The sequence below is a fragment of the Pseudomonas sp. N-1-13 genome (genome assembly GCF_057787095.1).
Window position 1 is genome coordinate 3,162,895 of the sequence record NZ_JBYNRI010000001.1, and the last position, 23,688, is coordinate 3,186,582.

General features: G+C 58.5%; 26 protein-coding genes and 1 pseudogene. 13 read left to right on the plus strand and 14 right to left on the minus strand.

All coding sequences use genetic code 11. The features are described from left to right. Nucleotides 1–111: 111 nt before the first annotated feature. From AC3I65_RS14235 to AC3I65_RS14245, 3 genes are read right to left on the minus strand one after another with little or no spacing between them, the layout of a single operon-like run. Nucleotides 112–882 (minus strand): molybdopterin-dependent oxidoreductase, encoded by a 771-nt coding sequence (locus AC3I65_RS14235; RefSeq protein ID WP_419417082.1) that lies wholly within the window; start codon nt 880–882, stop codon nt 112–114. Then, a complete protein-coding gene (locus tag AC3I65_RS14240) occupies nt 875–1,519 on the minus strand; it encodes a cytochrome b/b6 domain-containing protein (RefSeq protein WP_487777020.1) in 645 nt (214 codons plus the stop codon). Before AC3I65_RS14240 ends, AC3I65_RS14235 begins: the two co-directional genes overlap by 8 nt. 50 nt (nt 1,520–1,569) lie before the next feature. Beyond that, the gene (locus AC3I65_RS14245; protein ID WP_109755454.1) at nt 1,570–2,181 is read right to left on the minus strand and encodes a hypothetical protein; all 612 of its coding nucleotides are present in this window, start codon (nt 2,179–2,181) and stop codon (nt 1,570–1,572) included. Nucleotides 2,182–2,397: 216 nt separating this feature from the next. Here AC3I65_RS14245 and AC3I65_RS14250 point away from each other — a divergent pair, with 216 nt between their 5' ends. Next, nucleotides 2,398–3,093: a heavy metal response regulator transcription factor gene (locus AC3I65_RS14250; protein WP_139050535.1), complete on the plus strand. Its 696-nt coding sequence runs from the start codon at nt 2,398–2,400 to the stop codon at nt 3,091–3,093. Further along, nucleotides 3,066–4,460 carry a heavy metal sensor histidine kinase gene (locus AC3I65_RS14255; protein ID WP_419417085.1) on the plus strand — a complete coding sequence of 465 codons (1,395 nt, stop codon included), beginning with the start codon at nt 3,066–3,068 and terminating at the stop codon, nt 4,458–4,460. The genes AC3I65_RS14250 and AC3I65_RS14255 overlap by 28 nt, the downstream gene beginning before the upstream one ends. A gap of 59 nt (nt 4,461–4,519) precedes the next feature. On the opposite strand, the gene AC3I65_RS14260 is transcribed toward AC3I65_RS14255, so the two are convergent. Together AC3I65_RS14260 and AC3I65_RS14265 are read right to left on the minus strand one after the other, a co-directional pair. Then, nucleotides 4,520–5,026 carry a nuclear transport factor 2 family protein gene (locus AC3I65_RS14260; protein WP_419417086.1) on the minus strand — a complete coding sequence of 169 codons (507 nt, stop codon included), beginning with the start codon at nt 5,024–5,026 and terminating at the stop codon, nt 4,520–4,522. A 79-nt stretch (nt 5,027–5,105) separates the two neighbouring features. Further along, nucleotides 5,106–5,864, minus strand: a complete 759-nt coding sequence (locus tag AC3I65_RS14265; RefSeq protein WP_419417087.1) for an SDR family oxidoreductase — start codon at nt 5,862–5,864, stop codon at nt 5,106–5,108. A gap of 72 nt (nt 5,865–5,936) precedes the next feature. Between AC3I65_RS14265 and AC3I65_RS14270 the strand changes: the two genes are divergently transcribed. Next, nucleotides 5,937–7,544 carry an MFS transporter gene (locus AC3I65_RS14270; RefSeq protein ID WP_488523900.1) on the plus strand — a complete coding sequence of 536 codons (1,608 nt, stop codon included), beginning with the start codon at nt 5,937–5,939 and terminating at the stop codon, nt 7,542–7,544. A gap of 1 nt (nt 7,545) precedes the next feature. Here AC3I65_RS14270 and AC3I65_RS14275 read toward each other — a convergent pair whose 3' ends face one another. Further along, nucleotides 7,546–8,406 (minus strand): LysR substrate-binding domain-containing protein, encoded by an 861-nt coding sequence (locus AC3I65_RS14275; RefSeq protein WP_419417089.1) that lies wholly within the window; start codon nt 8,404–8,406, stop codon nt 7,546–7,548. A 118-nt stretch (nt 8,407–8,524) separates the two neighbouring features. On the opposite strand from AC3I65_RS14275, the gene AC3I65_RS14280 reads away from it, so the two are divergent. The 4 genes from AC3I65_RS14280 (at nt 8,525) to AC3I65_RS14295 (ending at nt 11,366) form a co-directional block, all read left to right on the plus strand. After that, nucleotides 8,525–9,697, plus strand: coding sequence for an alpha/beta hydrolase (locus AC3I65_RS14280; protein ID WP_488523901.1), 1,173 nt, complete (start codon nt 8,525–8,527; stop codon nt 9,695–9,697). A gap of 88 nt (nt 9,698–9,785) precedes the next feature. Then, entirely contained in the window at nt 9,786–10,118 is a 333-nt protein-coding gene (locus AC3I65_RS14285) for a chorismate mutase (RefSeq protein ID WP_487777022.1), read from the plus strand. Between the two features lie 50 nt (nt 10,119–10,168). Next, nucleotides 10,169–10,831 (plus strand): hypothetical protein, encoded by a 663-nt coding sequence (locus tag AC3I65_RS14290; RefSeq protein WP_419417092.1) that lies wholly within the window; start codon nt 10,169–10,171, stop codon nt 10,829–10,831. Between the two features lie 142 nt (nt 10,832–10,973). Beyond that, entirely contained in the window at nt 10,974–11,366 is a 393-nt protein-coding gene (locus tag AC3I65_RS14295; RefSeq protein WP_419417093.1) for a Rid family hydrolase, read from the plus strand. Here AC3I65_RS14295 and AC3I65_RS14300 read toward each other — a convergent pair. From AC3I65_RS14300 to AC3I65_RS14310, 3 genes are read right to left on the minus strand one after another with little or no spacing between them, the layout of a single operon-like run. Further along, on the minus strand, nt 11,341–12,405 hold the full coding sequence (locus AC3I65_RS14300) for a DUF2955 domain-containing protein (protein WP_488523902.1): 1,065 nt from the start codon (nt 12,403–12,405) through the stop codon (nt 11,341–11,343). The two genes, AC3I65_RS14295 and AC3I65_RS14300, sit on opposite strands and share 26 nt — an antisense overlap. Beyond that, complete coding sequence (locus tag AC3I65_RS14305; RefSeq protein ID WP_487777024.1) at nt 12,395–13,534, minus strand: HlyD family secretion protein; 1,140 nt, start codon at nt 13,532–13,534, stop codon at nt 12,395–12,397. Before AC3I65_RS14305 ends, AC3I65_RS14300 begins: the two co-directional genes overlap by 11 nt. Further along, nucleotides 13,527–15,053, minus strand: coding sequence for a TolC family protein (locus tag AC3I65_RS14310; protein ID WP_488523903.1), 1,527 nt, complete (start codon nt 15,051–15,053; stop codon nt 13,527–13,529). Before AC3I65_RS14310 ends, AC3I65_RS14305 begins: the two co-directional genes overlap by 8 nt. Before the next feature lie 116 nt (nt 15,054–15,169). On the opposite strand from AC3I65_RS14310, the gene AC3I65_RS14315 reads away from it, so the two are divergent. Beyond that, on the plus strand, nt 15,170–15,676 hold the full coding sequence (locus AC3I65_RS14315) for a transporter suffix domain-containing protein (RefSeq protein WP_076384367.1): 507 nt from the start codon (nt 15,170–15,172) through the stop codon (nt 15,674–15,676). After that, on the plus strand, nt 15,666–15,839 hold the full coding sequence (locus AC3I65_RS14320; RefSeq protein ID WP_370695161.1) for an OprD family outer membrane porin: 174 nt from the start codon (nt 15,666–15,668) through the stop codon (nt 15,837–15,839). Before AC3I65_RS14315 ends, AC3I65_RS14320 begins: the two co-directional genes overlap by 11 nt. Here the strand turns inward: AC3I65_RS14320 and AC3I65_RS14325 are convergent. The 3 genes and pseudogenes from AC3I65_RS14325 to AC3I65_RS14335 all read right to left on the minus strand — a co-directional run. Next, entirely contained in the window at nt 15,834–16,811 is a 978-nt protein-coding gene (locus AC3I65_RS14325; protein WP_488523904.1) for a saccharopine dehydrogenase family protein, read from the minus strand. The genes AC3I65_RS14320 and AC3I65_RS14325 overlap by 6 nt on opposite strands. Then, a complete protein-coding gene (locus AC3I65_RS14330) occupies nt 16,808–17,209 on the minus strand; it encodes a VOC family protein (protein ID WP_107322325.1) in 402 nt (133 codons plus the stop codon). The genes AC3I65_RS14325 and AC3I65_RS14330 overlap by 4 nt, the downstream gene beginning before the upstream one ends. A gap of 16 nt (nt 17,210–17,225) precedes the next feature. Then, a pseudogene (locus tag AC3I65_RS14335) lies at nt 17,226–17,306 on the minus strand (3-oxoacyl-ACP reductase); the annotation flags it as partial. 143 nt (nt 17,307–17,449) lie between these two features. Between AC3I65_RS14335 and AC3I65_RS14340 the strand changes: the two are divergent. From AC3I65_RS14340 to AC3I65_RS14350, 3 genes are all read left to right on the plus strand, one after another. Next, nucleotides 17,450–18,346, plus strand: coding sequence for an AraC family transcriptional regulator (locus AC3I65_RS14340; protein ID WP_173406892.1), 897 nt, complete (start codon nt 17,450–17,452; stop codon nt 18,344–18,346). Nucleotides 18,347–18,457: 111 nt separating this feature from the next. Next, nucleotides 18,458–20,224, plus strand: coding sequence for a S8/S53 family peptidase (locus tag AC3I65_RS14345; protein WP_488523905.1), 1,767 nt, complete (start codon nt 18,458–18,460; stop codon nt 20,222–20,224). A 120-nt stretch (nt 20,225–20,344) separates the two neighbouring features. After that, nucleotides 20,345–21,595, plus strand: a complete 1,251-nt coding sequence (locus tag AC3I65_RS14350) for an MFS transporter (RefSeq protein WP_107322323.1) — start codon at nt 20,345–20,347, stop codon at nt 21,593–21,595. A 30-nt stretch (nt 21,596–21,625) separates the two neighbouring features. Here the strand turns inward: AC3I65_RS14350 and AC3I65_RS14355 are convergent, their stop codons facing one another. Continuing rightward, nucleotides 21,626–22,069, minus strand: a complete 444-nt coding sequence (locus AC3I65_RS14355; RefSeq protein ID WP_139049899.1) for an HIT family protein — start codon at nt 22,067–22,069, stop codon at nt 21,626–21,628. Between the two features lie 151 nt (nt 22,070–22,220). Next, nucleotides 22,221–22,568, minus strand: coding sequence for a carboxymuconolactone decarboxylase family protein (locus AC3I65_RS14360; RefSeq protein ID WP_047225688.1), 348 nt, complete (start codon nt 22,566–22,568; stop codon nt 22,221–22,223). A gap of 110 nt (nt 22,569–22,678) precedes the next feature. Between AC3I65_RS14360 and AC3I65_RS14365 the strand changes: the two genes are divergently transcribed. Continuing rightward, nucleotides 22,679–23,584 carry an AraC family transcriptional regulator gene (locus tag AC3I65_RS14365; RefSeq protein ID WP_188250787.1) on the plus strand — a complete coding sequence of 302 codons (906 nt, stop codon included), beginning with the start codon at nt 22,679–22,681 and terminating at the stop codon, nt 23,582–23,584. Nucleotides 23,585–23,688: the final 104 nt, after the last annotated feature.

Genomic DNA, 23,688 nt, shown 5'->3' on the forward strand with positions numbered 1-23,688 from the left:
GTCTTGTTTTCTGAAGTCGGCAGGATTGATGTAGCTGGTGGTACAGCAGATATACCGGTCATAGGAACGCCTTATGTAAGCCTGATGTTTAGTGTTCCGGTTTGTTCGTCATCAGATCCCGCTGAACCAGTTGTATCCCTGGTCTTCCCAATATCCGCCCGGGTTGTCGTTGCTCACGAAAATCTCGACAACATGCTTGGGGTTTTTGAAGCCCAACTTGGTGGGTACTCGAACCCTGAGGGGATAGCCGTACTCGGGCGGCAACGCGACGTCAGCGTAATCCAGTGCCAGTAGTGTCTGCGGGTGCAAGGCCGTTGGCATGTCCAGACTGGAGTAATAACGATCAGCACATTTGAAACCGACAAATTTCGCTGTGGTGTCGGCCCCGATGTGTTCCAGGAAGGTTTTGAGCGGTACGCCTCCCCATTGCCCGATCGCGCTCCATCCCTCAACACAGATCAGCCGGGTGATGTCGCTACGTTGCGGCAGTCTGCGCAAGCTTTCGAGTGTCCATGGCGCCTTGTCCCTGACCCGGCCGGAGACGGCGAGCGAGTAACTTGCCAAGTCGACTTCAGGGATATCGTCCTGGCTATAGAATGCGTTGAACGGAAATGGCGTAGTGATCTGCGCGCCGGTGAAGGTCGGCGCCAGTTTCTGTCCGCTGAACAGCCAGGCCTGGACTCGATCGTTCCAGCGCGACATGGCCCAAAGAACTTTGTCGACCTGATCGCCGTCCTGCAGGTTGCAACCGGTCAGCATCGACATCGCGCCCACGGTCAAACCGGCACGAAGGAAATGGCGGCGTTGAATGTTCTCCAGTTCAAGTTGTTGCGCAGGCTCAAGCCTGACGCGCTGAACAGTTCTTTTTCTGGATTCAGTCATGGCCATTTTTCCCGGTATCAAGAGACCGCACTCCACCCGTAATCATTGGCAGCAGGGTTTTCGGTACCAAAATCACCAAGGCCAGATGAATCACGACGAATGCAGCAATCATCGCCATCGCCCCGAAATGTACATAACGAGCAACGTCATAGCCGCCCAGCAGCGCGACCAACTCTTGCAGTTGAATGGGTTTCCAGATCGCCACGCCCGAGATGACGACGAGCACGCCTGCCGCCAGTACCATCCAGTACATCAGGCGCTGTACTGCGTTATAGACACCCTTTTCATGCACCAGCCGAAAGCACAATGCATCCGTCAAATCATGCTTCAACGCGGCAAGCCCGATGGGCAGCAACTGGCGTTGGAAATGCCGACTGGCGAACCCATACAGCATATAAATTGAGCCGTTGATCAGTAGCAGCCACATGAATGCGAAATGCCAGGCCAGCGCCCCACCCAGCCATCCACCCACGGTCACCGCCACCGGAAACCTGAAGTCGAACAGTGGCGAGGCGTTGTAAATGGCCCAACCGCTCATGAACATGCAGACCATGCAGGCGGCGTTGAGCCAGTGGGTGAGGCGAACCGGCCAGGGATGAAGCTTTTTCTGTCTCACGTGTTTCCCCTTGCGAACCATCCATGTAGAGGAGCGTTGCCAAACGGCAGCGCCCCTGCCTTTTCAGGTGATTACATCGGTGGTTGGAAGCCATCCTTGCCGACCGCGATGCCGCGTGCGGTGGTGCCATCTGCGGCGGGGAACACGACAATTTTCGTACCTTTGACCAGTTCATCGGCTTTGCCTGGCTCGACGTAGGCGATTGGCACATCATCCGGTACGACGATTTGTTTCTCGCCGCCCTTGTAGTTGACGGTCAATGTGCGGCCGTCAGCTTTGGACAATTTGCCCACGGTGCCGTTGGTCATGGTGCCTGTGCTGCCATCCGCGTTCTGCCAGCCGTAATGACCTTCGCCGCTGCCCTTGAGGCTGGCGTCGAATACCGTGACCTCCAGCGCCTTCAATGTTCCGTTGGCCTGCGGGATGGCCGCCGAGCCAATGAAGCTGTCGGATTTGATCGAGTCGATATTGGCCTTCGATACCCGGTTGATACCGGTCTTGTCTGTCAGTCCGATAGTCTGCTGGGCGCCGGAGCGGACAGTGAATGTCAGCGTGTTGTTGCTGACGCTCTCCACCGTACCGCGCAACGGTTTGATGACCGGCATGTCGGCCGCGGTGGCAATGACGGCAGCGCTGAGCATCAACAAACCGAATGTGGTAGACAGGGCGTGTTTGAGTTGCATGGCGACGATTCCTCATGGGTTGATGTGTCGCCATCCTCGACCGCAGACCGGTACGTCACGATGACCGCCGAATGACATTTCTGTCATTCGCCAGCCCATACCCATGAATGACAGAAATGTAACCGACTGCCCCGGCTCATCTCGTTACACTGCACAGCCGAGATACCAATGTCGCTGGCTGAACCCCTTCATGAAGAGACCCGAGCGCGCCTCACGATGCACATCCTGCTGATCGAAGATGACACCAAAACAGGTGAGTACCTCAAAAAAGGGCTCGGCGAGTCCGGTTACAACGTTGACTGGACCCAGCATGGCGCCGACGGCCTGCACATGGCCTTACATACACCCTACGACCTGATCGTGCTGGACGTGATGTTGCCCGGGATTGACGGGTTTCAGATCATTGAGCTCTTACGCGCCAGACAAGACGTACCCGTGCTGTTCCTCACCGCGCGCGACCAGTTGCATGACCGTATTCGCGGCCTGGAACTGGGCGCCGATGATTACCTGGTCAAACCTTTTTCGTTTACCGAACTGCTGTTACGCATCCGCACCATTTTGCGTCGCGGTGTAGTGCGCGAAGCCGACCATTTCCACCTCGCCGACCTGGAGCTGGACCTGGTTCGTCGCCGCGTTACACGCCAACAGCAATTGATCATGCTGACCAACAAGGAGTTTGCCCTGCTGCATCTGTTTCTGCGTCGGGCAGGCGATGTGCTGTCCAGGACACAGATCGCTTCGGAAGTCTGGGACATGAATTTCGACAGCGATACCAATGTGGTGGACGTGGCGGTCAAGCGCCTGCGCAACAAGGTCGACCATCCCTACCCGATCAAGCTGATCCATACCATTCGCGGTATCGGCTATGTCTGCGAGGTGAGGCCATGCGGTCCCGACGCCAACCCTCTCTGACCCTGCGATCGACCGTGGCGTTTTCCATGGTAGCGATGCTGGCCGTGGCCGGTGCGGGCGTTTATCTGTATCAGACGATGAAAGCCTCGGTATTGGTATACAGCGATCATGCGGTCATGGGCCGTCTGGAGCATTTTCGCAAGCTGCTGCACTACGAGCTCGCCATCGAGAAGCTGCGCGACAGCCCGCAGATTTTCAAGAACATGCTCGACAGCGAAGACGACATCTTCATCATTGAAGAGCCGGGGCAGCAACCGATAATCCAGGTAAATCCACTCAACGTCACGCTGCCTGAACTGCCGGTGATCGGCCAGGATACAAAGCTGAGCGTCAGTGACCTGCGCAGCGGCGTGACCGACTCGGGAACAATGCTGCGCGCCGCGACCGTCGTCACGACCTCGGGTGGACGTGAAGTCCGACTGACGGCAGCGCACCTCATGGGCAAGGAAATGGCTATGCTCGCGGCGTATCGCGAGCGTATCTACCTGGCCGTTGCCCTTGCTTTTCTGGCAACAGCGTTGCTGGGTTACCTGGTACTGCGTCGAGGGCTGCGTCCGTTGCGCAAAATGGCCGCCCATGCGGCAGCCATAACACCCGAGCGTCTGCACAGCCGCATGGACAGTGCCGATACGCCGGTTGAACTGCAACAGCTGAGTGACGCCTATAACGCGATGCTCGATCGCCTTGCCCAGGGCTATCAGCGATTGACGCAGTTTTCCGCTGACCTTGCCCATGAAATCCGCACGCCGGTTGGGTCGCTCATGGGGCATTGCCAGGTCGCCCTTCGCCAGCGCCGCAGCGAGGACGACTACCAGGCACTGATTGCTTCGAACCTTGAAGAGCTCGAACGGATCTCGCGCATAGTCGAAAGCATCTTGTTCCTTGCGCGCGCCGATGAAGCGCAAGCAGTGGTGGAGCGCCAGCAACTATCGCTGCATGCCGAATCACAGCGCATTGCTGAATATTTTGAAGGATTGGCTGAAGAGCGGCGAATGACCTTTCAGATAACAGGCGATGGCAACGTGCGTGCTGACCCCTTGCTGCTGCGCAGAGCCTTGAGCAACCTGGTAGCGAACGCGATTCGCTACGCCTACGAGGGCTCCGAGATTCTCATGCGGGTGATGGAAACCCAAGGCGGTGCACGGATTGAAGTGGAGAACCAAGGGCCTGTGCTGAGCGACGAAACCCTGGGCAAACTCTTCGATCGCTTTTATCGCGGCGATGCGTCTCGCCACCAGAACTCCGACTCCTACGGCCTTGGCCTCGCCATCGTCGTGGCAATCATGCAACTGCATGGAGGTCACGTGCGTGTCGAACAGCCAAAGCCTGGGATTATCCGTTTTTCGCTGTCATTCCCTGGAGCTTGAACGATATCAACGGGCAGTGCTTGTCGTTCACTGCCCTCACTGAGGGTCATGCGAGCAGGTCAACTTTCTGAGGGCTTGCTCAGGCTCTGATGCTCAACCGGCGCATACTTTTCTTCGCCGGCTATGGGTACCCAATCATTTAACGGTGTCAGGAAGTGCAGTTCAAAACGACGTGACAGGAACGCCCATTTTCCGTCCCGACGTTCAAACCTGTCGTAGTACAGCCCGCTGACTTGAACCGGGCCTTTTTCAATGTCATGGAACAGGCAATCCGCAGCCACCGTACCCACCGCGCTGTCACCTTTGATTTCGATCAACGGGTTGGCCATCCAGTGGTGCATATGTGGCATCTGGCGCCAGCTGTTTTGCGCCATCGCGAGTATTTCGTCACGGTTTCCGGCTTGGCCGAAACCCGGTAGATCCAGTGTCGACTCTTCGTGCCAGATACCGCTCAGGAGCGAGGCGTCGATGCGGTCGAAGGCATTGGCGTAGGTGCTGATCAGCGACTCGATGGCGGCGCGACTTTCCAGTGCGTCCAGTCGGGTGGTCAATTCTTCAACGTTCATGATGAGGTTTCCTGCTGAGGCTTCGCAAAAGCGACAAAGGCAACCCTCTGCGAGGGCTGCCCTACGGTTGAGCAAGTGCTCAGATCTGCGACAGGCCGCCGTCGACCATCAGCTCCACACCGTTGACATATTTCGCATCGGCGGATGCGAGGAACAGCGCCGACGAGGCGATTTCTTCAGGTTGGGCCATATACCCCAGCGGAGTGATCTGCTCGACGTGCTGACGCAGCGCGGCAATGTCGCTCTCGCTCATCTTCAAACCGTTATCCATCAGAGGGGTGCGGGTGAAGCCAGGGCTCAGGACATTCGCTCGAATCTTGCGACCTTTGAGCTCGTTGGCCCAAGTCCTGGCGAAGGAACGAACTGCAGCCTTGGATGCGTTGTAGAGACTCAGTCCTTCCATGCCATTGCTCGAGCAGATAGAGGCCGTCAACACGATCGAAGCGCCATTTTTCAGCAACGGCATCAACGTCTGCACGGTGAAAAAGACGCCCTTCACGTTAATGTCGAACATGTTGAAATAATCCGTCTCAGTGGTCTCGCCCAGCGGATTTTTTTCGCAAATACCCGCATTGGCGAATACGGAATCCAATTGATCGTTGCGGGCCTCGATCGTTGCCTTGAGCTTATCGAGATCAGCCTGGCTGGCGACATCCGAAATGACCGCGACCGCTCTATCGCCGAGCTTTGCCACCGCCACCTCCAGCGTGGCAGCAGAACGCCCGGTGATGTATACGCGTTTGGCTCCCTCGGCAATTAAACCCTTCGCAATCGCAAACCCGATCCCGGTGGATGCGCCGGTGACCACTGCCACCTGATCAGCGAATTTACCTGACATATCTGACTCCTCAGTCTCGGTTGTGTGGCTCGACTGGAACCACAGTGCGACCATTTTGAGAGGAATCAGGCGTTGAGCGGCACTGCCATAAATGAACATTGGCCGTTCAATTATGTGAGGCGTAAGCGAAGGTTTGATCGTTTAGATTGGAGCCAGCTGATTCAGAGCATGACCCGCAATCGAGAATATTCTGGAACCGAAGGGTTCCAGGAAGGAGATCTTATGCCTCAGACAAAAATCGCCCCCCCGGAACCCCGGCGCTGGTTGATGTTCGCCATCTTGTTGGTCGGTGCGTTTTTACCGCCGCTGGATTTTTTCATCGTCAACGTAGCGCTGCCCTCAATTCAGGATTCGCTGGGCACGGCCTCCTCTGCCGAACAGTTGATCATCTCTTCATATGCGGCGCTTTATGCCGTGACATTGATCACCGGCGGACGGCTTGGAGACATCTTTGGCCGCATGAGAATGTTCTTCGTTGGTCTGATTGGCTTTGCCGTCGCCTCACTGATCTGCGGTGTCGCCGAGTCACCCTGGATGCTGATTGCCGGACGTTCGCTGCAAGGCGTGACGGCAGCGGTCATGGCGCCCCAGGCACTCGCATCAGTGCAGGCTATATTCCCCGAGTCCGAAAAGCCCTTGGCCCTGAGCCTTTATGGCGCGGTCTTTGGCCTGGCATCCGTCGTCGGCCAGGCACTTGGCGGGATATTAATATCGCTCAACCTGATGGACTTGGGGTGGCGGGCGATATTTCTGGTCAATTTACCGATTGCGGTGCTGGTCGTTCTGATCGCCATTCCCGTGGTCAAGGAAACCCGCGCGAAACAGACCAGCAAGCTGGATCTGGGCGGAACGCTATTGTCCATGGTGACGCTTGGGGCTCTGATCGTTCCACTGATCGAGGGGCGTGAAGCGGGCTGGCCTTTGTCGGCCTGGCTGTCGCTTGCGGCGGTGCCGCTGCTGGCCTGGCTGTTCTGGCACTACGAAGCCCGTTTGCATCAAGCGCAAGGCGCACCGTTGCTCAATCCTTCCGCACTGCGCGCGCCTGGTCTGGGCCGGGCGTTGCTCGTCGCCCTGACCTTTTACGCCATCGGCGTGTTTTTCCTGCTGTTTTCCATTTATCTGCAGGGAGCACTGCATACGAGCCCACTCAGTGCAGGTCTGGTCTTCCTTCCTTTCGGCGCGGGATTTCTGCTGGGACCGCTCGCTACCCATCAGTTCCGGCGTTTTCTCGGGGATTACGTGAACCCCTTCGGAATGGGGCTGGAAGTGTTGGGGTTTGTACTAATGGCCTGGCTCGTGGCACAGACGCCGATGACCATTAGTCCCGCTGCGCTGCCCCTTGCCGTCATTCTCTTTCTGATCGGTTTCGGACAAGGATTGGCCCTTCCGACATTGATGCGCATGATCACAGGACGTGTGGCGCCCGCGTACTCCGGCATGATTGCGGGCATTACCAGCTCCACCCTGCAAATCAGCACGTCACTGAGCGTCGCAATAATAGGCGGCATTTTCTACACCCTTCTGGGTACGGATACGGACGCGGCGGCCATCACCCACGCCTTCACCGTCTCCATACTCTGCATCGCGGCGTGCCTGGCGGTGGGCGCGGGGCTAAGTCTTACCCTGGCACGCCAACCTGCCGCAGAGCTGCAAACGGCGGCCTTGCGCCAAGCAGAGTGAGTCAACCGGCGGCCTGATTGCCAATCATGATGGAAGCAAGGTCGGCAAGGGCACGAAGGCTGTCCATCTGGCGCATGTCCTGGTGGTAGCCCATCCATATGTCGCGGCCCGGTGGCGGTTCATGCAGATCAATCAACCGCAACGCTGTTAACTGGTCGCCCAGGGCACGGGGCAATACGGCGACACCCTGCCCTTGCGCGCATATCTGTGCCTGGACGGTGCGGCTGCTACTGGTAAACACGGTCCGGGCCAGAGGGTATCGCTGCTGCAGCCATTGCACGTCAGGATAATGAGACTGAGCCACACTCATGGTAATCAAACCAAGCCCGTCGCCCTGTGGTTCGGGGTCAGCAGATCCGACGGCTGCATATAACCCATAGCTCAGGGTAGTCAGCTTGCGGTGAACGATATCGGGTTCGGTGAAAGGAACGATTCGAAACGCGATGTCGGCGTCGCGGCGAGCCAGGTCAAACAATCGATGCCCGGCGATGACCTCGGGCACGATCAGCGGATAACGTCGTCCCAGTTCGTTCAGGACCGGGGCCAGCACATAACAGGCGAACCAGTCAGCGCAAGAAATGCGCAACACACCTTCTGGCTGTGCGCTGTCGCCCGCAAGGCGCCTTTCGATGGCCAACGCACTTTGCTCCATTTCCTGCGCCAGGCTGAACAACTTTTCTCCGCTGCCGGTCAGCACCAGACCTTGGGTGGTACGCAGAAAAATAGGTTGGCCACTGGACTGTTCAAGCACCTGCAAGCGCCGCCCCACGGTCGGATGACTTACACCCAACAGCTTGGCGGCAGCGCCTAATGACCCACTGCGGGCAATCGCGAGAAAGACCCGCACATCACTCCAGTCCATGCTCTACCCCGTACAAAAATGAACAGTGAGAGTGCAGCAATGGCAGTGCCGTAGCAATCCCACGCCCGACATACTTGTCTGCATTCACCTTCGTCGAAACACCAACCGGGGGCTGCAAATGAAGATTGGTTTTATCGGTGTGGGAAGCATGGGCAGAGCGATCATTACACTGCTCGTCCGGGCTGGCCATCACTTATCGCGATCGAAAATGATGTCGGCGATAGCCTGGGGAGACGGGGATAAGGACTGGTCGGCTTTTGCTACGCAGACTGTTACCCGATCAACCGATCATGCCGCGCAACCCTGGCGAACCGCGCCGGTAAAACGCTCGCGGCGTGGCAACTTCTGGGTGACCGGAGCCCGCATTACACAGAACGGTAAAAGCTTCCAGAAGGGTCCGATGTACGTAGCCTGGGAATCCCCCGAGCACATCACTCAAGCCTATCCCGTGGTGCTGGTGCATGGTGGCACGCTGCAGGGCACCGAATGGCTGGATACCCCCGACGGTCGTCCGGGATGGGCGCAGCGGTTCGTCGAAGCGGGCTTCGTAGTCCTTCGCGTCGACCGACCGGGTCACGGGCGATCACCCTATCATCCCGACATCATGGGGCCGATGGGGCCAGCGTTTTCCTATGAGCGCGCCCGCGAAGTCTACTTTCCAGAGGGAGGCGGAGAAACGCAATGGCCGTTTGAGCCGGATGACGAAGCAGCGTTTGACGCCTTCATTGCAGCCTACGGTCCTATGCCGGCTGACCTCGCAGCTTCGCAGACCCTCGACGCCGATCGATTGACCGAACTGCTCGACAGAATCGGTAAGGCGATCATCGTTACGCATTCCGCTTCCGGGCCCAGTGGCTGGTTGGTCGCCGATCGTCGACCCGACCTGATCGCAGGGATTGTAGCGGTGGAGCCTATGGGTCCGGTATTTGGCCACACTCCGGGTATAGGCAGCCTCGACTGGGGACTGACCGCCGCCCCTCTGACCTTCGATCCGCCTCGCAAGACGCCGGAGCAAGTCCGCACAGCAGAACCATCGACCCTGAAAATTCCCGGATTGCAGGGCGTTCCGGTAGCGCTGGTGACAGGTGAGACATCAGCGTTTGCTTCTTACGCATCCAGCATCGTCCCTTTCCTGCGAAATGCCGGTGCCAACATTCACCACCTGGATCTACCGGCACTGGGTATTCACGGCAATGGCCACGGATTGATCTATGAACGCAATTCAGATTCGGCTTTCAAGGTGGTCACGCAGTGGCTGGAAAAATCGTTGAGCATGCCCGATCCCGAGTAAAGCACCTGCTGAGGTTCTCAGTCCAATCATCAAGAGACCAAGGATGGATACAGACAAGCCCCTTAGAACAACTGCCACGAGGTCATCCATGGAGAATTCCGACATCACGCGTCAACTCTCGGCATTTAGACAAACCATCGACAATATCGACGCCGCACTCATCCACATGCTCGCTGAACGGTTCCGCTGTACTGATGAGATCGGCTTACTCAAAGCTCGACATCAGTTGCCTGCGGTAGACGAGAACAGAGAGCAGCAGCAATACGAACGTCTGACAGCACTCGCCCAGGCGGCCAGGCTGGATACGGCCTTCGTTCAGAGGCTGATGCAGTTTGTCATCAGCGAAGTAGTCGATCGTCACAGACAATTCGCGGCCAGGCATGACCAGCAACTCGGCAAGGACGCTACCCCTCAGGCCTGAAAAAGCCTCCCTTCCCAGAAGCAATCAGACAACCGCAACGAGAAAACCACATGAAATGGCCAACGATCGATCAGATTCGCAGTTTTACTGTTTTGCCCTCTGGCTACACATGGGATTACCTGAAATGCGAGGAGATCGATGTCGCGATAGATTTTTTCCGTACATGGTTTCCCTCCATTTCGGTGGGGCTTGGAAGCCACTTCCTGGACCGACAATTTTATGCAGACAACGTGGTGTTCGAAGGTAATCTGGAGCGGGGAATATTCGCTATCGTGATTCGCCAGAACCATGACATTGTCGCCATAGCAACGTGGGAAAAAATTGACGGCGCTGATGTCATCTTCGGGCGAGTGGGCGCGGTAGCCAAACCTCATAGACAGACAAGACTGGCCATTGCTGCCCAAGACCTGGGAGAAAAAATGGGAACGTTCATGGGCGCGGGTTTGATCTATGGCATGGCCACAACCAGCGCTTCGTATATGCAACAAGCATTGGAGCACTCAGGTTACAAAGCCGTAGGCATAATGCCTGGCTTCGACCAAGAAGAAACAGAGCCTGGAACCGTGCGCAGGGTTTACGAAGTCATCTACGTAAAACGACTCGCTCCCCCCTCGGACTTCCTGATTCCCTCCGTTCAAAACCTCACGCCTAAAGTCGCTCGGCTTTACGCAGAGATATTTCAAGGTGATGACGACGCGATCATGGTTGACTAATAAGCAAGCATATAAGTGGACCAAGACCTGAAATGCTGCTGGTCAATAACGATTCCCGCTCGTGCTTTTTGCGTCGATCGAGGGCGCCGCTCTGGCACCTGGGTTAGCTTTCGTATCCGTTCATACTTTGGGCACCACAACCATGACTGATCGCCAAATCATTATTCCAGATGGCATGAGATTGCTCTGCGAGCATGCCGGTTATGCACCAGCTGTAAAGGTAGGGAAAACTCTTTACTGCGCTGGTCAGGTAGGCCGGACGCCGGAGTTATCAGTTATCGAAGACCCTGAGCAGCAGTTTTTGGCAGCATGGGACAATCTCCGACTCGTCTTGGAAGCCGGTGGCTGCGAATTTGAAGATGTCGTCGAAATGACAACTTATCACGTCGATATGCACCGCCACATGCCAATTTTTAGACGCGTGAAGGATGAAGTCTTTCCCAGAAGCACTTGTGCATGGACATGCATAGGTGTCGGTGAACTGGCTCAACCTGGCCTTCTCGTGGAGATCAAATGCGTCGCCGTAGAGCGATAATTTTCTGATAGGCACCTGAATATACGAATCTTCTTGGTTGTCGCTGATCCAGAATATGAACCATCAGACAGGCATACAGCGTCACGAGAATGAACAATCCCATGCGTACGGCAAACGCCGTGTAGACGTCCTTGCCCGCAATACTGTCTTGAACCGACTGGCCCAGCAGAATAATCAGGGTGATCAGGCTGTTGAGCCAGAACCCTGGGCTTAACCGTGTAGGGCTTATCCCATATAGCTTGCGCGCCAGCACGAGGCCGAACAGCAGCATCCAAAGGAAGAACATCCATAGGTGTACAAAGAGACTCAGTGCACACCAGAACAACACCGCCAGCAGGCCTCCCAACAAGGTCGAGCCAATCAATTCTCGAGCGGCATTACGCGACGTCGTTGTGGAGCTCTGCTGACCCAGGCTGACCGCTTTCAAGACAATGGGCAGGTAAGTGGCCGGATCAATCAGGGCCACCAGAAACGCTGGTAATACAATCAGCGCTGCCCGTAGCGCAACCCTGTCGACGTCTTCCGCCCGCAAGGCCGGGGCCGCAGGTGGTGACGGAGTATTGGCTGACTCGGGAAACAGCCAATGACTTATCGCCAGCACGATGACAGCGAGGATCAAGCCTTTAACCAATGCACCGATGATCATCATCGCCAAGTCAAAATCGACGAAGCCAGCTGAGGAGATCATGGTCAGGCCAATCACCAGAAACGTGACGATCAGGTTATTGCCGCCACGCAGACCCAATCGAAAAACCAGGAACAGGCTCACGCCAACCAGGAGAACGCCGCTGAACGGGTAGTAGCGCAGGATTGGGATAAGCAATAGGCCGACACCGGTGGTCAACATCGCGACCAGGGCCAGTGTCAGTCCGGCCTTGAGTTGCAACGGACGATTGAGGGTGGCGATCAAAAGTACCGCAAGCACAGGCGCGATAAAGGGAATCGGCAAGGCCACGCCGAAGCTGACCGCCAAGCACAGCGCGGTGCCTGTAGCCAGGCGCAACGCCCGCTGAGTCCTCGGCGTCCGCTTAGTAGACATAAGACAGCCAACTCATCAGCCTCAGAAATATGCGGCCCAGTGGATTCAGCGGGTTGCCTTGAGCGGGGAAAGCCATGACCTCGGCTTGGCCACCGGCACGTATCGCGCGAGTGTCACGCAGCCTGGCCATTGAATCCTCGGAAAATTCGATGATCACCGGAAAACGCTGTGCCGGACGAAGCCAGTCCCGGCTGTTCTGCACAGTTGGCAATGTACCGGGCGCTGTCGTCGGACCCACGCTGACGCCGTAGCCGACACTGCGTACACGCCCGTCGAACACTTCGCCTGGCAATGCATCCAGGACGATCGCCACCGCTGTCTGGGGCTTGACCAGACCGAGGTTGTTTTCGGTCATGTCTGCGCTGATCCACACATCATGGATGGCGATCAGGGTCATGACTGGGCTGCCGATGGCTGCGAACTGCCCCGCGTCGGTGCGTAGATCGGTGATCAAACCTGCCGAACGTGCGCGAATCTGTGTATTAGCCAGGTCGAGTTCAGCTTTCGACAACGCGGTGGCGGCGCTGCGCAGCAAAGCGTTGTTTTCCGCACTGCCACCTTCTTGCTCGCGCGCGCGCTGGACCTCGGCACGGGCGGCGGCGACCTGGCTGAGCGCTTGTTGGTAGTTGGCGCGCGATACTTCGAGCAAGCGTACGGAAATGGTGCCTGGGTCTTCGCGGTACAAACCCTCGAGCCGCTGGTTGTCCTGCCGCGCCTTGAGTTCATTCGCCTGGGCCGCTCGCAAATTGGCTTGTGCCGCGGCTATGCCAGCGGTGCTGGCACCGATCTGTCGACGGGTGGACTCAAGATCTGCATGCGCACGGTCGACGGCAATCTGATATGGCTGAGGATCCACTTCGAACAGCACGTCTCCCGCCTTGACGTCCTGATTGTTACGCACGTTGACGCGGATGACTCGACCAGCCACTTCCGCAGCCACCGGTATCACAAAGGCACCGACTCGAGCCTGTTGCGTATAAGGCGTAAAGCGGTCAGCCAACAAGTACCAGACCAGACTCAGTGTGATCAAGATCAGTACCCACTTGATGCCTTTTGAGCCGGATTCAACTGGCGGTTCTGGCGCCTCGGGGGAAGAGGCATCGGTGGAAGACTGCGCGGCTTCACTCATGTTTGTTGACCTTTTTCGGTTCCGCTGCTGAAGGCTCATCCAGCAAGTTGCCCCAGTCCGTGCGCCCTTCCATTTGCTGGCGGGTGGCCGGGGCGACTTTCGGTTGGACGCTGTACCAACCGCCGCCCAACGCTTTGTATAGGGCAATCACATTGCTGACGGCATTGCTTCGGCTGACCAGGTAATTGTCCTGTTGCTCCAGCAGTGCGCGTTGCGAGTCGAGCACCCGCTGGAAGTCCGAATACCCTTCCCGATACAGGGCGTTGGCCAGCACCAGTGATCGCTTGGCGGCGACTTCGGCCTCACGCAGGATTGCTTCGCGCTCCAGGGACTTGATCAGTCCATTGGCTGCGTCATCTGCCTCGCGTGCCGCTTGGCGCACTTTTTCGCGGTACCCTTCGATCAGTTGCTGCAACCGCGCATCCTGGACGCGCACGTTGTTACTGATCTGGCCGTGGTCGAACAGATTCCAGCGCAGACTCGGGCCACCGATCAGGTCCAGACTCCTGGGGGTGCCATTGAGCGTATCAGTCGTCCAAACGATGCTGCCCAGCAAGGTCAGCGACGGATAGAAATCGGTTTCGGCCACGCCGATCAGGGCCGACTGGGCCGCGACATTGAGTTCAGCGGCACGCACGTCGGGCCTGCGCAGCAGCAGGTTGGCCGGTACATCCTGCAGCACGGTACGGTCCACCAGCGGAATCCATCCTTCATTTTCGACCAGTTGCGGCAGAGCGCCGGGCGGCCGTCCAATCAGTACCGCCAACGAATTACGGGTACGCAGAACCTGATCCTCGAAGTTGGGGATGGTACTCAGGGTGCCCAGGTATTGGGTTCTGGCTTGTTGCAGGTCGAGCTCTGCATTCTGGCCGCTCTTGAACAGCTTCTCGGTTATCTCGAAGTTACGCTTTTGCTGTTTGGCGTTTTCCTTGGCCACGCGCAAACGTGCTTCGGTGGTACGCAGCGAAAAGTAAGTACTGGCTAGTTGGGCGCGCAGCAGAACCAGCCCGTCTTCGAAATTGGCCTGGGCGGCGAAGTACCTGGCATCGGATGATTCAATGGCGCGACTGAAGCGCCCCCAGAAGTCCAGTTCCCAACCAATGTCGAACCCCGCACTGTATTGCCAGAAATGACTGTTTTGCGGACTACTTCCGCCGGATTGCTGACGGTTGAAGTACAGACTGTCGGCGCTGGCCTGCTGCAGTTGTGGGTAACGCCCGCTTTGGGCAATACCCAACTGGGCCCGTGCCTCAATCACCCGCAGACCGGCAACTTTAAGGTCTGAATTGTTGGCATCCGCCTCGGCAATCAGACGATTGAGGATCGGGTCGCCGAAAACTTGCCACCATTGACGAAAGTCCGGGGCCCGGCTGCGTTGGCTGACTTGCTCAAGGGCAGGAGTTGTCCAGTGTCCTGGCCACGCCTCCCTCGGTGACTGAAAGTCTGGCCCCAGGCGCACGCAGCCGCTCAAGCCGAGCACTCCAAACACTAGCAGTTGGCCCGATCGCGTCAGATGCATGCGTTTTTTCCAGTCAAGGAAGATTACAGGAGCATAGACGCCTGATCGCCCGCAGACTGCTAAGCTCTTCAAGCATCGTTACATTTGATAAGACCAGTCAAAAAGGTACGGCAGCCATGAACTCCCCCCATACCGCTAAATGGCGCTTCAAACTGGGTATAGCCATCATTTGTCTGATGCTAGGCTCCTGGCTGATGGTGCCGGTCGCGGCGGCGCTCGATGTGCCTGGATCAAAGATCGCAGCGCTGACTGGGGTCCTGTTTATCAGCAACAAAGTCCTGCTGATTCTCGTCATCGCCGTCATGGGCAAGGCCGGCTTCCAGCAGTTGAAGGGCAGCTTGGTCGGTTACGTGTCCGGGCTTGTGCCTTCCATGAAGGACGAAGTTGGCCCGGTTCGTCATCGAATCGGCATCGTGATGTTCTGCTTGCCGTTGATCTCCTCATTCCTCGAGCCTTACGTCGATGCCTTCTGGCCAGGTCTCAGACCGAACCTCTGGCAGGCCCAATTGCTGGGTGACGTCATGCTGATTGGCAGCTTTTTTGTACTCGGGGGGAATTTCTGGGAGAAGGTGCACGCGTTATTTGTGCGAACGGCACGTGTCTCGGACTCAAGTGCGACGTGAGTCGACGATAGAAACGACAAATGAACATGAATGGGCGCAGGGCTTTCAAGTCAATTACGAATCCGGATTCACCGAAGGGCCGCTGGGGTTGAGTATCGATGCGATAGGCCTGCTGAAGGTAAAGCTTGTCTCTAGCCGGCCCGCCACCGTTGTACCCCTATAAATCAGTGATTGTCGTCCCTGCAATCGTCTCGGCGAAACCGACACCGAACATCCGGCCCGGGGTTTCAAAGCCTGCCCGCCGCTCACCGTCCAGTACCCGCCGCGCCGCCTCCACAGCCGCCAGGGGGGTGTAGGTGTAGCCGTTGACGGTCTCGATCATTGAACGCGCCACCGTGCCGTCAGCTCCTGTGACTTCTGCCACGGCGCGGGCGCGGTTGGCCTCACGTTGTTCAACGCTTGGGCCGTCGGAAAGTTGTGACAGGTCGCCTTCGGGAAAGGCATCACCGGTGATATTCACGAACATGGCGATATTGGGGACTGCGGTGGAATGCCACCCGGTGATCAGATCACCGAAGGACAGCGGTGCGCACAGTGCCGGGCCATCGCCAAAGTCGAAGTGCTGAGGCTGCGCGTCGGGTGTTGCCACCAGTAATCCGTCCACCCGCGCCAAGAGCCCCGCGCCGATGATCTCGCTGACGCTCAAAGCCGATCCCCGTGACATGGAGCCTGCGACCTGCAGCGCCACCTTCAGCGACTGCGGATCCTGTACACGACGGGCGATATGCATGGCCAGGCAGTCTGTCGGCACCACGTCCCAGCCGACGCCGGGCAGCAACATGACACCCGCTTGGACGGCCTGTGCGCCAAGCTGTTCGGCCTGCCGATAGACGTTGATCTCGGCGGTGATGTCCAGGTAGTCGACCCCAGCCTTGATGCAGGTCTGCATCAGGGCGTGCGCTGTCTGTGCAAAAGGCCCGGCGAAGTTCAGCAGCACGCTGATGCCTTCCAGGGATTGTGCTGCGTGTATATCCGGGCTGAACACTCGGTACGTGACGTTCAGTTGAGCAGCCAGAGCCTGCAACCTTTCGCCATTGCGTCCGGCGATGACAAATTCCAGCCCCAACGCTTTGGCATGCTCGGCAGCCATGCGCCCGGTGTAGCCCGTCGCGCCGTAGATCATTAATTTTTTCATTGATTGTGCTGCCAGTTCTTGTAGACGAATTCGAGGCTGTAGCCATCCGGGTCAAGGACATTGGCTGCGTAGTAATCGGGGTCGTAATGCAGACGTGCGCCGGGGGCGCCGTTGTCGCGGCCGCCACTGGCCATGGCCTCCGCATACGCCGCGTTGACCTCGGCCTTGCTGCTCGCCACGAAACCGACATGCACGGCTCGCCCCTCGACCACGCCCTCGCGCAACCAGAAGAACATCCGCCCATTGGCGCCGAAGCCCTTGAGATCCGGGTGGCCTGGCGGTCCGTCCTTGCCGTCGTAATCAAGTCGCACGGTAATGCCCAGCGGGGTCAGTGTCGCGGTGTAGAAACGGATGGAACGCTCAATGTCGCTGACTGAGATAAAAATATGATCAAGCATGCGCTAGCCTCGCTATTCAGATGTTGTAGCTGCCCGCGACTTCGATCGTCTGAGCATTGATCCAGCGTCCTTCTTCGGACAGCAGCATGGCGATCACGCTCATTCGCTGCGCCACTGTCACTGAGTTGAGTCACCACAGTAACCATCGCCTTGGTAGCGAGCGCAGCCGTTCCTGCTCGAATCCTGCCTGTTTCTGCTTTTTGCTTGCGTGGACGCATCCGCCTGCGTTCAGATGGCCCCATGACCAACCCACTCAATGAACTGCGCGCCCTGGCTGCTCGGGCCGAGAACCGCCGCACGGAAACGGGCATACCGCGCCTGGCCATGGTCCAGGGTGAAATCCCGGCGCATTTGCTGGCCGCCGTTTACGAACCGATGATCAATCTGATTCTGCAAGGCAGTAAGTCAATGACCATCGGCGACCGTACGCTGGACTATGACCCTGCGACCTATTTCGTCATGTCCATCGAATTGCCAGCGGTCGGCCAAGTCCATCCTGCTGCGTCCGGCGAGCCTTACCTGGCGGTCAGCCTGACACTCGACCCGGCGGTCCTGGCAACTTTGCTCGCCGACCTGCCAAAGCCTGTCGGCCAATACGAAAAGGATGCGGGCTTTTCGGTAGCCTCAGTCACGCCCGAGTTGATGGATGCCTGGGTCCGTATGCTGCGGTTGATGAACCGGCCTGAAGACATTGCGGCCCTTGCCCCCGTTTACGAACGAGAGATCCTCTACCGGGTGTTACAAGGCCCTCACGGCTGGATGCTGCGTGATATCGCAGCACCCGATAGCGCCATGGCTCGGGTCAGCCTCGCGATCCAGTACATTCGCCGGGAATTTGCCGAGTCCATTCGGGTGGAAGCGCTGGCACAACGGGCTGCGATGAGCGTTTCGGCCTTTCACCGTCACTTCAAAGCCGTGACCGCGCTGAGCCCTCTGCAGTACCAAAAAAGAGTGCGTTTGCTTCAGGCTCGGACACTCCTGGTTGCCCATGCCAAAAGCGTTACCAGCGCGGCATTGGAGGTCGGTTACGAAAGCGCTACGCAGTTCAGTCGCGATTACGCACGAGTATTCGGACTGCCCCCGGCACGCGATGCGGCAAGAATTCAGGGTGAAATCCTCGGCGAGCAGATCAGATGAAACGGTTTTTTCCCCGGATGCTGTGAGTCAGTCACCGTTGCTGTTCGCGCTGAACGAAACAGGCCACGGGGCAGTCGGAACACCAGGCCCCTCGGCAAAGAAACCTGACTCATGTCCTTACGATCTGCTGTCCTCGCTACGTTGCTCACGTTGGCCGCCAGCACGGCGGCCGCCGCACAAGAACCGCTGCGTCTGGAACGCCTGGACCGCTGCGGTGACCTGCTGCAGAGCCAGCATCAGGACTGGTGCCTGACGGTGCATGGCTTGGATACTCAAACGCCACAACTGAAACTCGGTGAAAAAACGCTACCCGCGCTCATTGTCCAACGCGAAGGGCAAAACCTGCGCGTGCGCCTGGACAGCGCCGCCTATCAGAGCGGCCCTATTTGGCTGGAAGACGGGCAGCGCGTCAGCAATGCAGCCTGGCTGAGCCTGCGCAACAGTCACGTATTGGCCGCCGGGCCGGACGAAGTGGCGAAGAACATGGACGGCTTGAGCACCTACGTCGATCTGGTGAGCCTGTTGATCGAGGAGAATCACGATGGGCGCCAGGAAGCTGAGCGTCTCGCCCAAAAATACGGCGCCAAGGTCGTCGGCAGTATTGCTCCCCTGAACCTGTATCAGCTTCGGCTACCGGCCAAGGATCTGGTGCAGCGCGACGCGCTGGTGCTACGGATGGGCAGCGAGACCAGTGTCGATGCCGTGGTGATCGAGGAGTCGGCGGCAGAAGAGGCCGAGCAAGCCAGCTCCCACCCTGAAGAGCCGAAGAAGCCGGCCCTGGACTCCGATGAATGGGCCGCCAACCGCTTTCTCGACGCGGTGAACTACTACCAGCGGCGCATTCCCGCGCGGCAACCGCCCACCCCGCCACAACCGGTGCGCATCGGCCTGATCGAACGTAACGTGGATTTCGACACCGCCGATTTCGCCGACTACCTCGGCGGCTGCTCGATGCCGCGCACCTGCGTCTATGCGCGCGATGCGAATACGCCAGACAACCACGGCACCACCGTCGCCGGCATTCTCGCCGCACGCTGGGATGACGGTGGAAACACCGGTTTTCTCCGGGGGCTGGACAAAGCCAGCGGTGGTTTCGAAGTCATTGTCGAGCGCAACTCCGATGCCGGGATCACCGCCAACATCGCCGCCTCGGTCAACCTTGTGGAGGACGGCGTGCGGGTGCTCAACTGGAGCTGGGGCATTCACCGCGTTGGCGCGAAAAACGTCAAGGGTGATGAGGTGGACTCGCTGTTGCGCTCAGGCATCGCCATGAGCGGTTACGAGGAACTGCTGGAAGAGTTTTTCCTGTGGCTGCGCAAGGAGCATCCCGACGTGGTGGTGGTGAACTCCGCCGGCAACGGATCTTCGTTCTCGGGCAGCGATGAATACCGCCTGCCCTCTTCGTTCATCACCGAACAACTGCTGGTGGTCGGCGGGCACCAGCGCAGCGAGCGCGCCGGAGCTGCCGTCGATGACCCGGGCTATGCGGTCAAGCGCAGCTCCTCGAACATCGACATGCGCGTGGATATCACCGCCGCCGCTTGCGCCCACGCCTCAACCGCCCGCGCCGGCGAAAACGGCGCAGTGCATTGCGGCACATCCTATGCCACGCCCATGGTCGCGGGCTTGCTGGCGGCGATGCTGTCCATCAACCCGCAACTTCAGCCCGAGCAGCTACGCATGCTGCTCCGGCGCAGCGCCATGACCATCGGTGAAAATCACGATTTTGAACGGATGGATGGCGAGGACCTCACGGCCCCTATCCTGCCGTCGGAGCGCAGCTATCAGCTTAACGACAAGGACGTGGGGCGTTCGGCTCGACTGGACATGCAAAAAGCGCTGGACCTGGCGGAGCAGAGCCGCACGCGCGTGCGCTGAACCTGGCACCGGGTGTGGGATTAAAAAGTATTGGCAGCAGCGACATCCATAGTTTGACCCTCCTCGAAGTGAGCGATGCCTCAGGTGCATAACCTGTGAGCCCACATGGAGGAGATGGCAATGAAACCCACCCGTTTTTTTGGAAAGACCGTACTGACCTGCACATTCATCCTGGCAATGATCGGATGGGGGGTCGGTTTCTATGGACCGCCGATCTACATGCAGGCCGTGATGGATCGCACCGGCTGGCCGGTGGCCCAGGTGTCGGCGGCCGTTACGTTGCACTTTCTCAGCGGCACCCTGGTCATCGCCAACCTGCCAAGGCTCTACGCGCGCTTCGGTGTACCGGCCGTTACCCTGCTGGGCAGCGTGGTGCTGGGGGTCGGGGTGAATATCTGGGCTCAGGCCAGCCAATTATGGGTGCTGTATGCCGGGGCCATCTGCTCGGGCATCGGTTGGGTGACATTAGGCGCCGCTGCCGTTAACACCCTGATCGCGCCCTGGTATATCAAGGAGCGGCCCAAAGCCTTGGGCAAGGCTTACAACGGCGCCAGCATGGGTGGGGTGATTTTCTCGCCGTTGTGGGTGTTGCTGATCGAGCGTTTTGGTTTTGCCACGGCGGCGCTGGTGATCAGCCTCGCAGCCGTGGTGCTGCTCGGCTGCTTCGCCTTTCTGGTGTTCAATAAAAGCCCTCAAAGCCTCGGCCAACATCCGGACAATGCCGACCAACCAGAACCGATAGCGACTGGCACGAGCGCCACACCCTGGACTGCGGCGCAAACCCTCAAATCGGCCAGTTTCCGTTCCTTGGCAGCGGGCATGTCCCTGGGGTTGTTCGCCCAAATAGGCTTGATCGCCCACCTGTATTCGATTCTGGCGGGACGCATGGGCGCCCATGACGCCTCATTCGCCATGGGCCTGGCCACCGCCAGCGCCATGGGCGGGCGTTACGTGGCCGCACGCCTGATGACCCAAGGCGTCAACCGCCGTCAACTGGCCTGCCTGGGTTATGGGATTCAGATGCTTGGAACACTGATGCTCCTGGGCCTGGATATCCATCCGGCGGTCGCCTGGGTGGCGGTGGTGTTGATCGGTTCGGGAATCGGCAACGCCACTTCATTGCCGCCGTTGATCGCCCAGACTGAGTTCAGCCGCGAACAGACCGCCAGGGTGATTGCGCTGATGGTCGCAATCAGTCAAGCCACCTATGCCTTCGCTCCAGCATTCTTCGGCCTAGTCCGTTCAGTCTTTGCCGAACCGAGCCAGGCCATCGTCGCTATCGTGATTGCCGCTGTCGTGGTGCAAGGCCTCGCGATCCTGGCGTTTTACACGGGCGTGGTCACCCGCCCTTTCAAGAAAACCGTGTACTGACTCTCTACCTACGTCAGGATCGGGCCAGCGCTAGCCCTCTGCACGGATGCGCTCGACCAGACGTGCCTGCAGCACTTTGAGCTCCTCGGGGTCGGCCTTGCCCCGCCCATGTATGCCCGCCTCCTCGCCCTCCCAGCGAGGGACGATGTGTACATGAATGTGGTAGACCGTTTGCCCGGCCGGAGCCCCGTTGAACTGCGCGATTTGCACACCATCGGGTTTCAACTCGTCCACGATGACCCGTGTGAGCCGCTGCACGGCAGACATCATCGCGCCGAGGGCCGCAGGCTCGACATCAAGAATATTCCGGGCCTGGGACGCTTTGGGAATCACCAGGACGTGGCCGCGCGATTGAGGAAAGATATCCAGAAAGGCCAGTACATCGGCGTCTTCGTAAATCTTGTAGCACGGCGCGTCGCCACGAAGGATTAGCGCGAAGATGTTCTGCGGATCGTAATCGCCGTGCAGGCTCATGATCATTCCCTTAAGCGGTTGTCAGGACAGTTGACTGCCAGCAAGCCGGCATCGAACGATCAGAAGGTTTAGCACAATCAACTGGCTGTTTTCCATAAAACGGGCAAAAGCCCCGGGACTTTGCAGTGCCGGGGCCTGACGTTGCGTGGCGTCACGCGCGGTTTTTCAACGTGTCATAGGCTTCAAGCGAACGCAGCGAGTAAATGTACGCGGCACCTGCATTCAGCGAGATCGCGGTTGCCAGGGCGGCGGCCACTTCCTCGCGGCTCGCCCCAGCCTTGATCGCCGAGTCCGTGTGCGCGGCGATACAGCCATCGCAGCGGGTGGTCACCGCGACGGCAATCGAAATCAGCTCGCGGGTCTTGGCATCGAGTACGTCGTTTTCGCTGGCGGCCTCCCCAAGGGCCATGTAGGCCTTGACCATTTTCGGGTTGCTCTTGCCCAGCGCGCCAAAGGCTTTTTGAATGGTGGGCAACATTTCAGACCAGTTATTGAACATGGCATTAACTCCTGAGTGGGTTGGGTGTACTGTTTCGACGCCCTCAGTTTTTCACTCCGGCGCGGGTCGATTTTGTTCAATCCGCTCAGTTTTTTTGGCGATGCTCTCAAATGAATGCGATCGATCGACTCATCAGCCTGGCCAATGTTCGCGGCAGTCTGGATCTACGCTGTCAATTCCAGGGTGACTGGGCTCTGGATCATGAACAGCAAGCCTTGGGCAGGGCGCCCTATCACATCGTGTTGGCGGGAGAGTGCCGGGTGGAGTTTCCCGATGGGCAGCGTTTGCCCATGCGCGCAGGTGACATCCTGCTGTTGCCCCGTGGTGCGCGACACCTGATGCACAGCCCTGGGAAAACAGTGGCGCCAACTTCACCGAAACTCGTCACAGGTGGCGCGCTGCCGGTCCATCGTATTGGCAACGCCAGTGCCGAACTGGACATGCTGTGTGGCGACTTTCACTTCAATCGGGCCTCACTGCTGTTTGCCTCCCTGCCCGAATACCTGGTCATCCCCAGCGGCGCGTTGCCGGCCAACGGTCCGCTACCCGCGCTGGTGGAAGTCATTCGTGCGGAAGCCGATGAGGCCAAGGTCGGTGCCCGTTTTCTGCTCGATGCGCTTTCCCAGGCTTTGTTCACGCTTATTCTGCGTGCGCATCTGGCAAATCACGGCCAGGACAGCGGCTCGCTGGCGCTGTTGGGCGATAAACGTCTGGGCCGAGCCTGGCAGGCGATGCTCGCAGATCCGGCCTACGAGTGGACGATCCAAGGCCTGGCGGACCTCGCGAACATGTCCCGCGCGAACTTCATGCGAACGTTCGTTCGCGTGGCCGGGGTATCGCCTTGGGTGTTGTTGACGCAAATACGCATGGAGTTGGCGTTCAGTCTGCTCAGCCATTCACATTTGGGCTTGAGCGATATTGCCGTGCAGGTCGGTTACCAATCCCAGGCGGCGTTCAGCAAGAAGTTCAAGGAGATTTATGGGCAAGCACCAGGAAAAGTGCGCCGTACGATCTAGCCTGTGGCGAGGGCGCTGGGCTGGGCGATTGGAGCCAGAGATTCGATCGTTCCCACGCTCCTGCGTGGGAATGTCGCCAGGGACGCTCCGCGTTCCGCTTCTGG

Coding starts and splice junctions, on each gene's coding strand:
- AC3I65_RS14235 (WP_419417082.1), bottom strand. CDS start 882: ATGACTGAATCCAGAAAAAGAACTGTTCAGCGCGTCAGGCTTGAGCCT.
- AC3I65_RS14240 (WP_487777020.1), bottom strand. CDS start 1,519: ATGGTTCGCAAGGGGAAACACGTGAGACAGAAAAAGCTTCATCCCTGG.
- AC3I65_RS14245 (WP_109755454.1), bottom strand. CDS start 2,181: ATGCAACTCAAACACGCCCTGTCTACCACATTCGGTTTGTTGATGCTC.
- AC3I65_RS14250 (WP_139050535.1), top strand. CDS start 2,398: ATGCACATCCTGCTGATCGAAGATGACACCAAAACAGGTGAGTACCTC.
- AC3I65_RS14255 (WP_419417085.1), top strand. CDS start 3,066: ATGCGGTCCCGACGCCAACCCTCTCTGACCCTGCGATCGACCGTGGCG.
- AC3I65_RS14260 (WP_419417086.1), bottom strand. CDS start 5,026: ATGAACGTTGAAGAATTGACCACCCGACTGGACGCACTGGAAAGTCGC.
- AC3I65_RS14265 (WP_419417087.1), bottom strand. CDS start 5,864: ATGTCAGGTAAATTCGCTGATCAGGTGGCAGTGGTCACCGGCGCATCC.
- AC3I65_RS14275 (WP_419417089.1), bottom strand. CDS start 8,406: ATGGACTGGAGTGATGTGCGGGTCTTTCTCGCGATTGCCCGCAGTGGG.
- AC3I65_RS14280 (WP_488523901.1), top strand. CDS start 8,525: ATGAAGATTGGTTTTATCGGTGTGGGAAGCATGGGCAGAGCGATCATT.
- AC3I65_RS14285 (WP_487777022.1), top strand. CDS start 9,786: ATGGAGAATTCCGACATCACGCGTCAACTCTCGGCATTTAGACAAACC.
- AC3I65_RS14290 (WP_419417092.1), top strand. CDS start 10,169: ATGAAATGGCCAACGATCGATCAGATTCGCAGTTTTACTGTTTTGCCC.
- AC3I65_RS14295 (WP_419417093.1), top strand. CDS start 10,974: ATGACTGATCGCCAAATCATTATTCCAGATGGCATGAGATTGCTCTGC.
- AC3I65_RS14300 (WP_488523902.1), bottom strand. CDS start 12,405: ATGTCTACTAAGCGGACGCCGAGGACTCAGCGGGCGTTGCGCCTGGCT.
- AC3I65_RS14305 (WP_487777024.1), bottom strand. CDS start 13,534: ATGAGTGAAGCCGCGCAGTCTTCCACCGATGCCTCTTCCCCCGAGGCG.
- AC3I65_RS14310 (WP_488523903.1), bottom strand. CDS start 15,053: ATGCATCTGACGCGATCGGGCCAACTGCTAGTGTTTGGAGTGCTCGGC.
- AC3I65_RS14315 (WP_076384367.1), top strand. CDS start 15,170: ATGAACTCCCCCCATACCGCTAAATGGCGCTTCAAACTGGGTATAGCC.
- AC3I65_RS14325 (WP_488523904.1), bottom strand. CDS start 16,811: ATGAAAAAATTAATGATCTACGGCGCGACGGGCTACACCGGGCGCATG.
- AC3I65_RS14330 (WP_107322325.1), bottom strand. CDS start 17,209: ATGCTTGATCATATTTTTATCTCAGTCAGCGACATTGAGCGTTCCATC.
- AC3I65_RS14340 (WP_173406892.1), top strand. CDS start 17,450: ATGACCAACCCACTCAATGAACTGCGCGCCCTGGCTGCTCGGGCCGAG.
- AC3I65_RS14345 (WP_488523905.1), top strand. CDS start 18,458: ATGTCCTTACGATCTGCTGTCCTCGCTACGTTGCTCACGTTGGCCGCC.
- AC3I65_RS14350 (WP_107322323.1), top strand. CDS start 20,345: ATGAAACCCACCCGTTTTTTTGGAAAGACCGTACTGACCTGCACATTC.
- AC3I65_RS14355 (WP_139049899.1), bottom strand. CDS start 22,069: ATGAGCCTGCACGGCGATTACGATCCGCAGAACATCTTCGCGCTAATC.
- AC3I65_RS14360 (WP_047225688.1), bottom strand. CDS start 22,568: ATGTTCAATAACTGGTCTGAAATGTTGCCCACCATTCAAAAAGCCTTT.
- AC3I65_RS14365 (WP_188250787.1), top strand. CDS start 22,679: ATGAATGCGATCGATCGACTCATCAGCCTGGCCAATGTTCGCGGCAGT.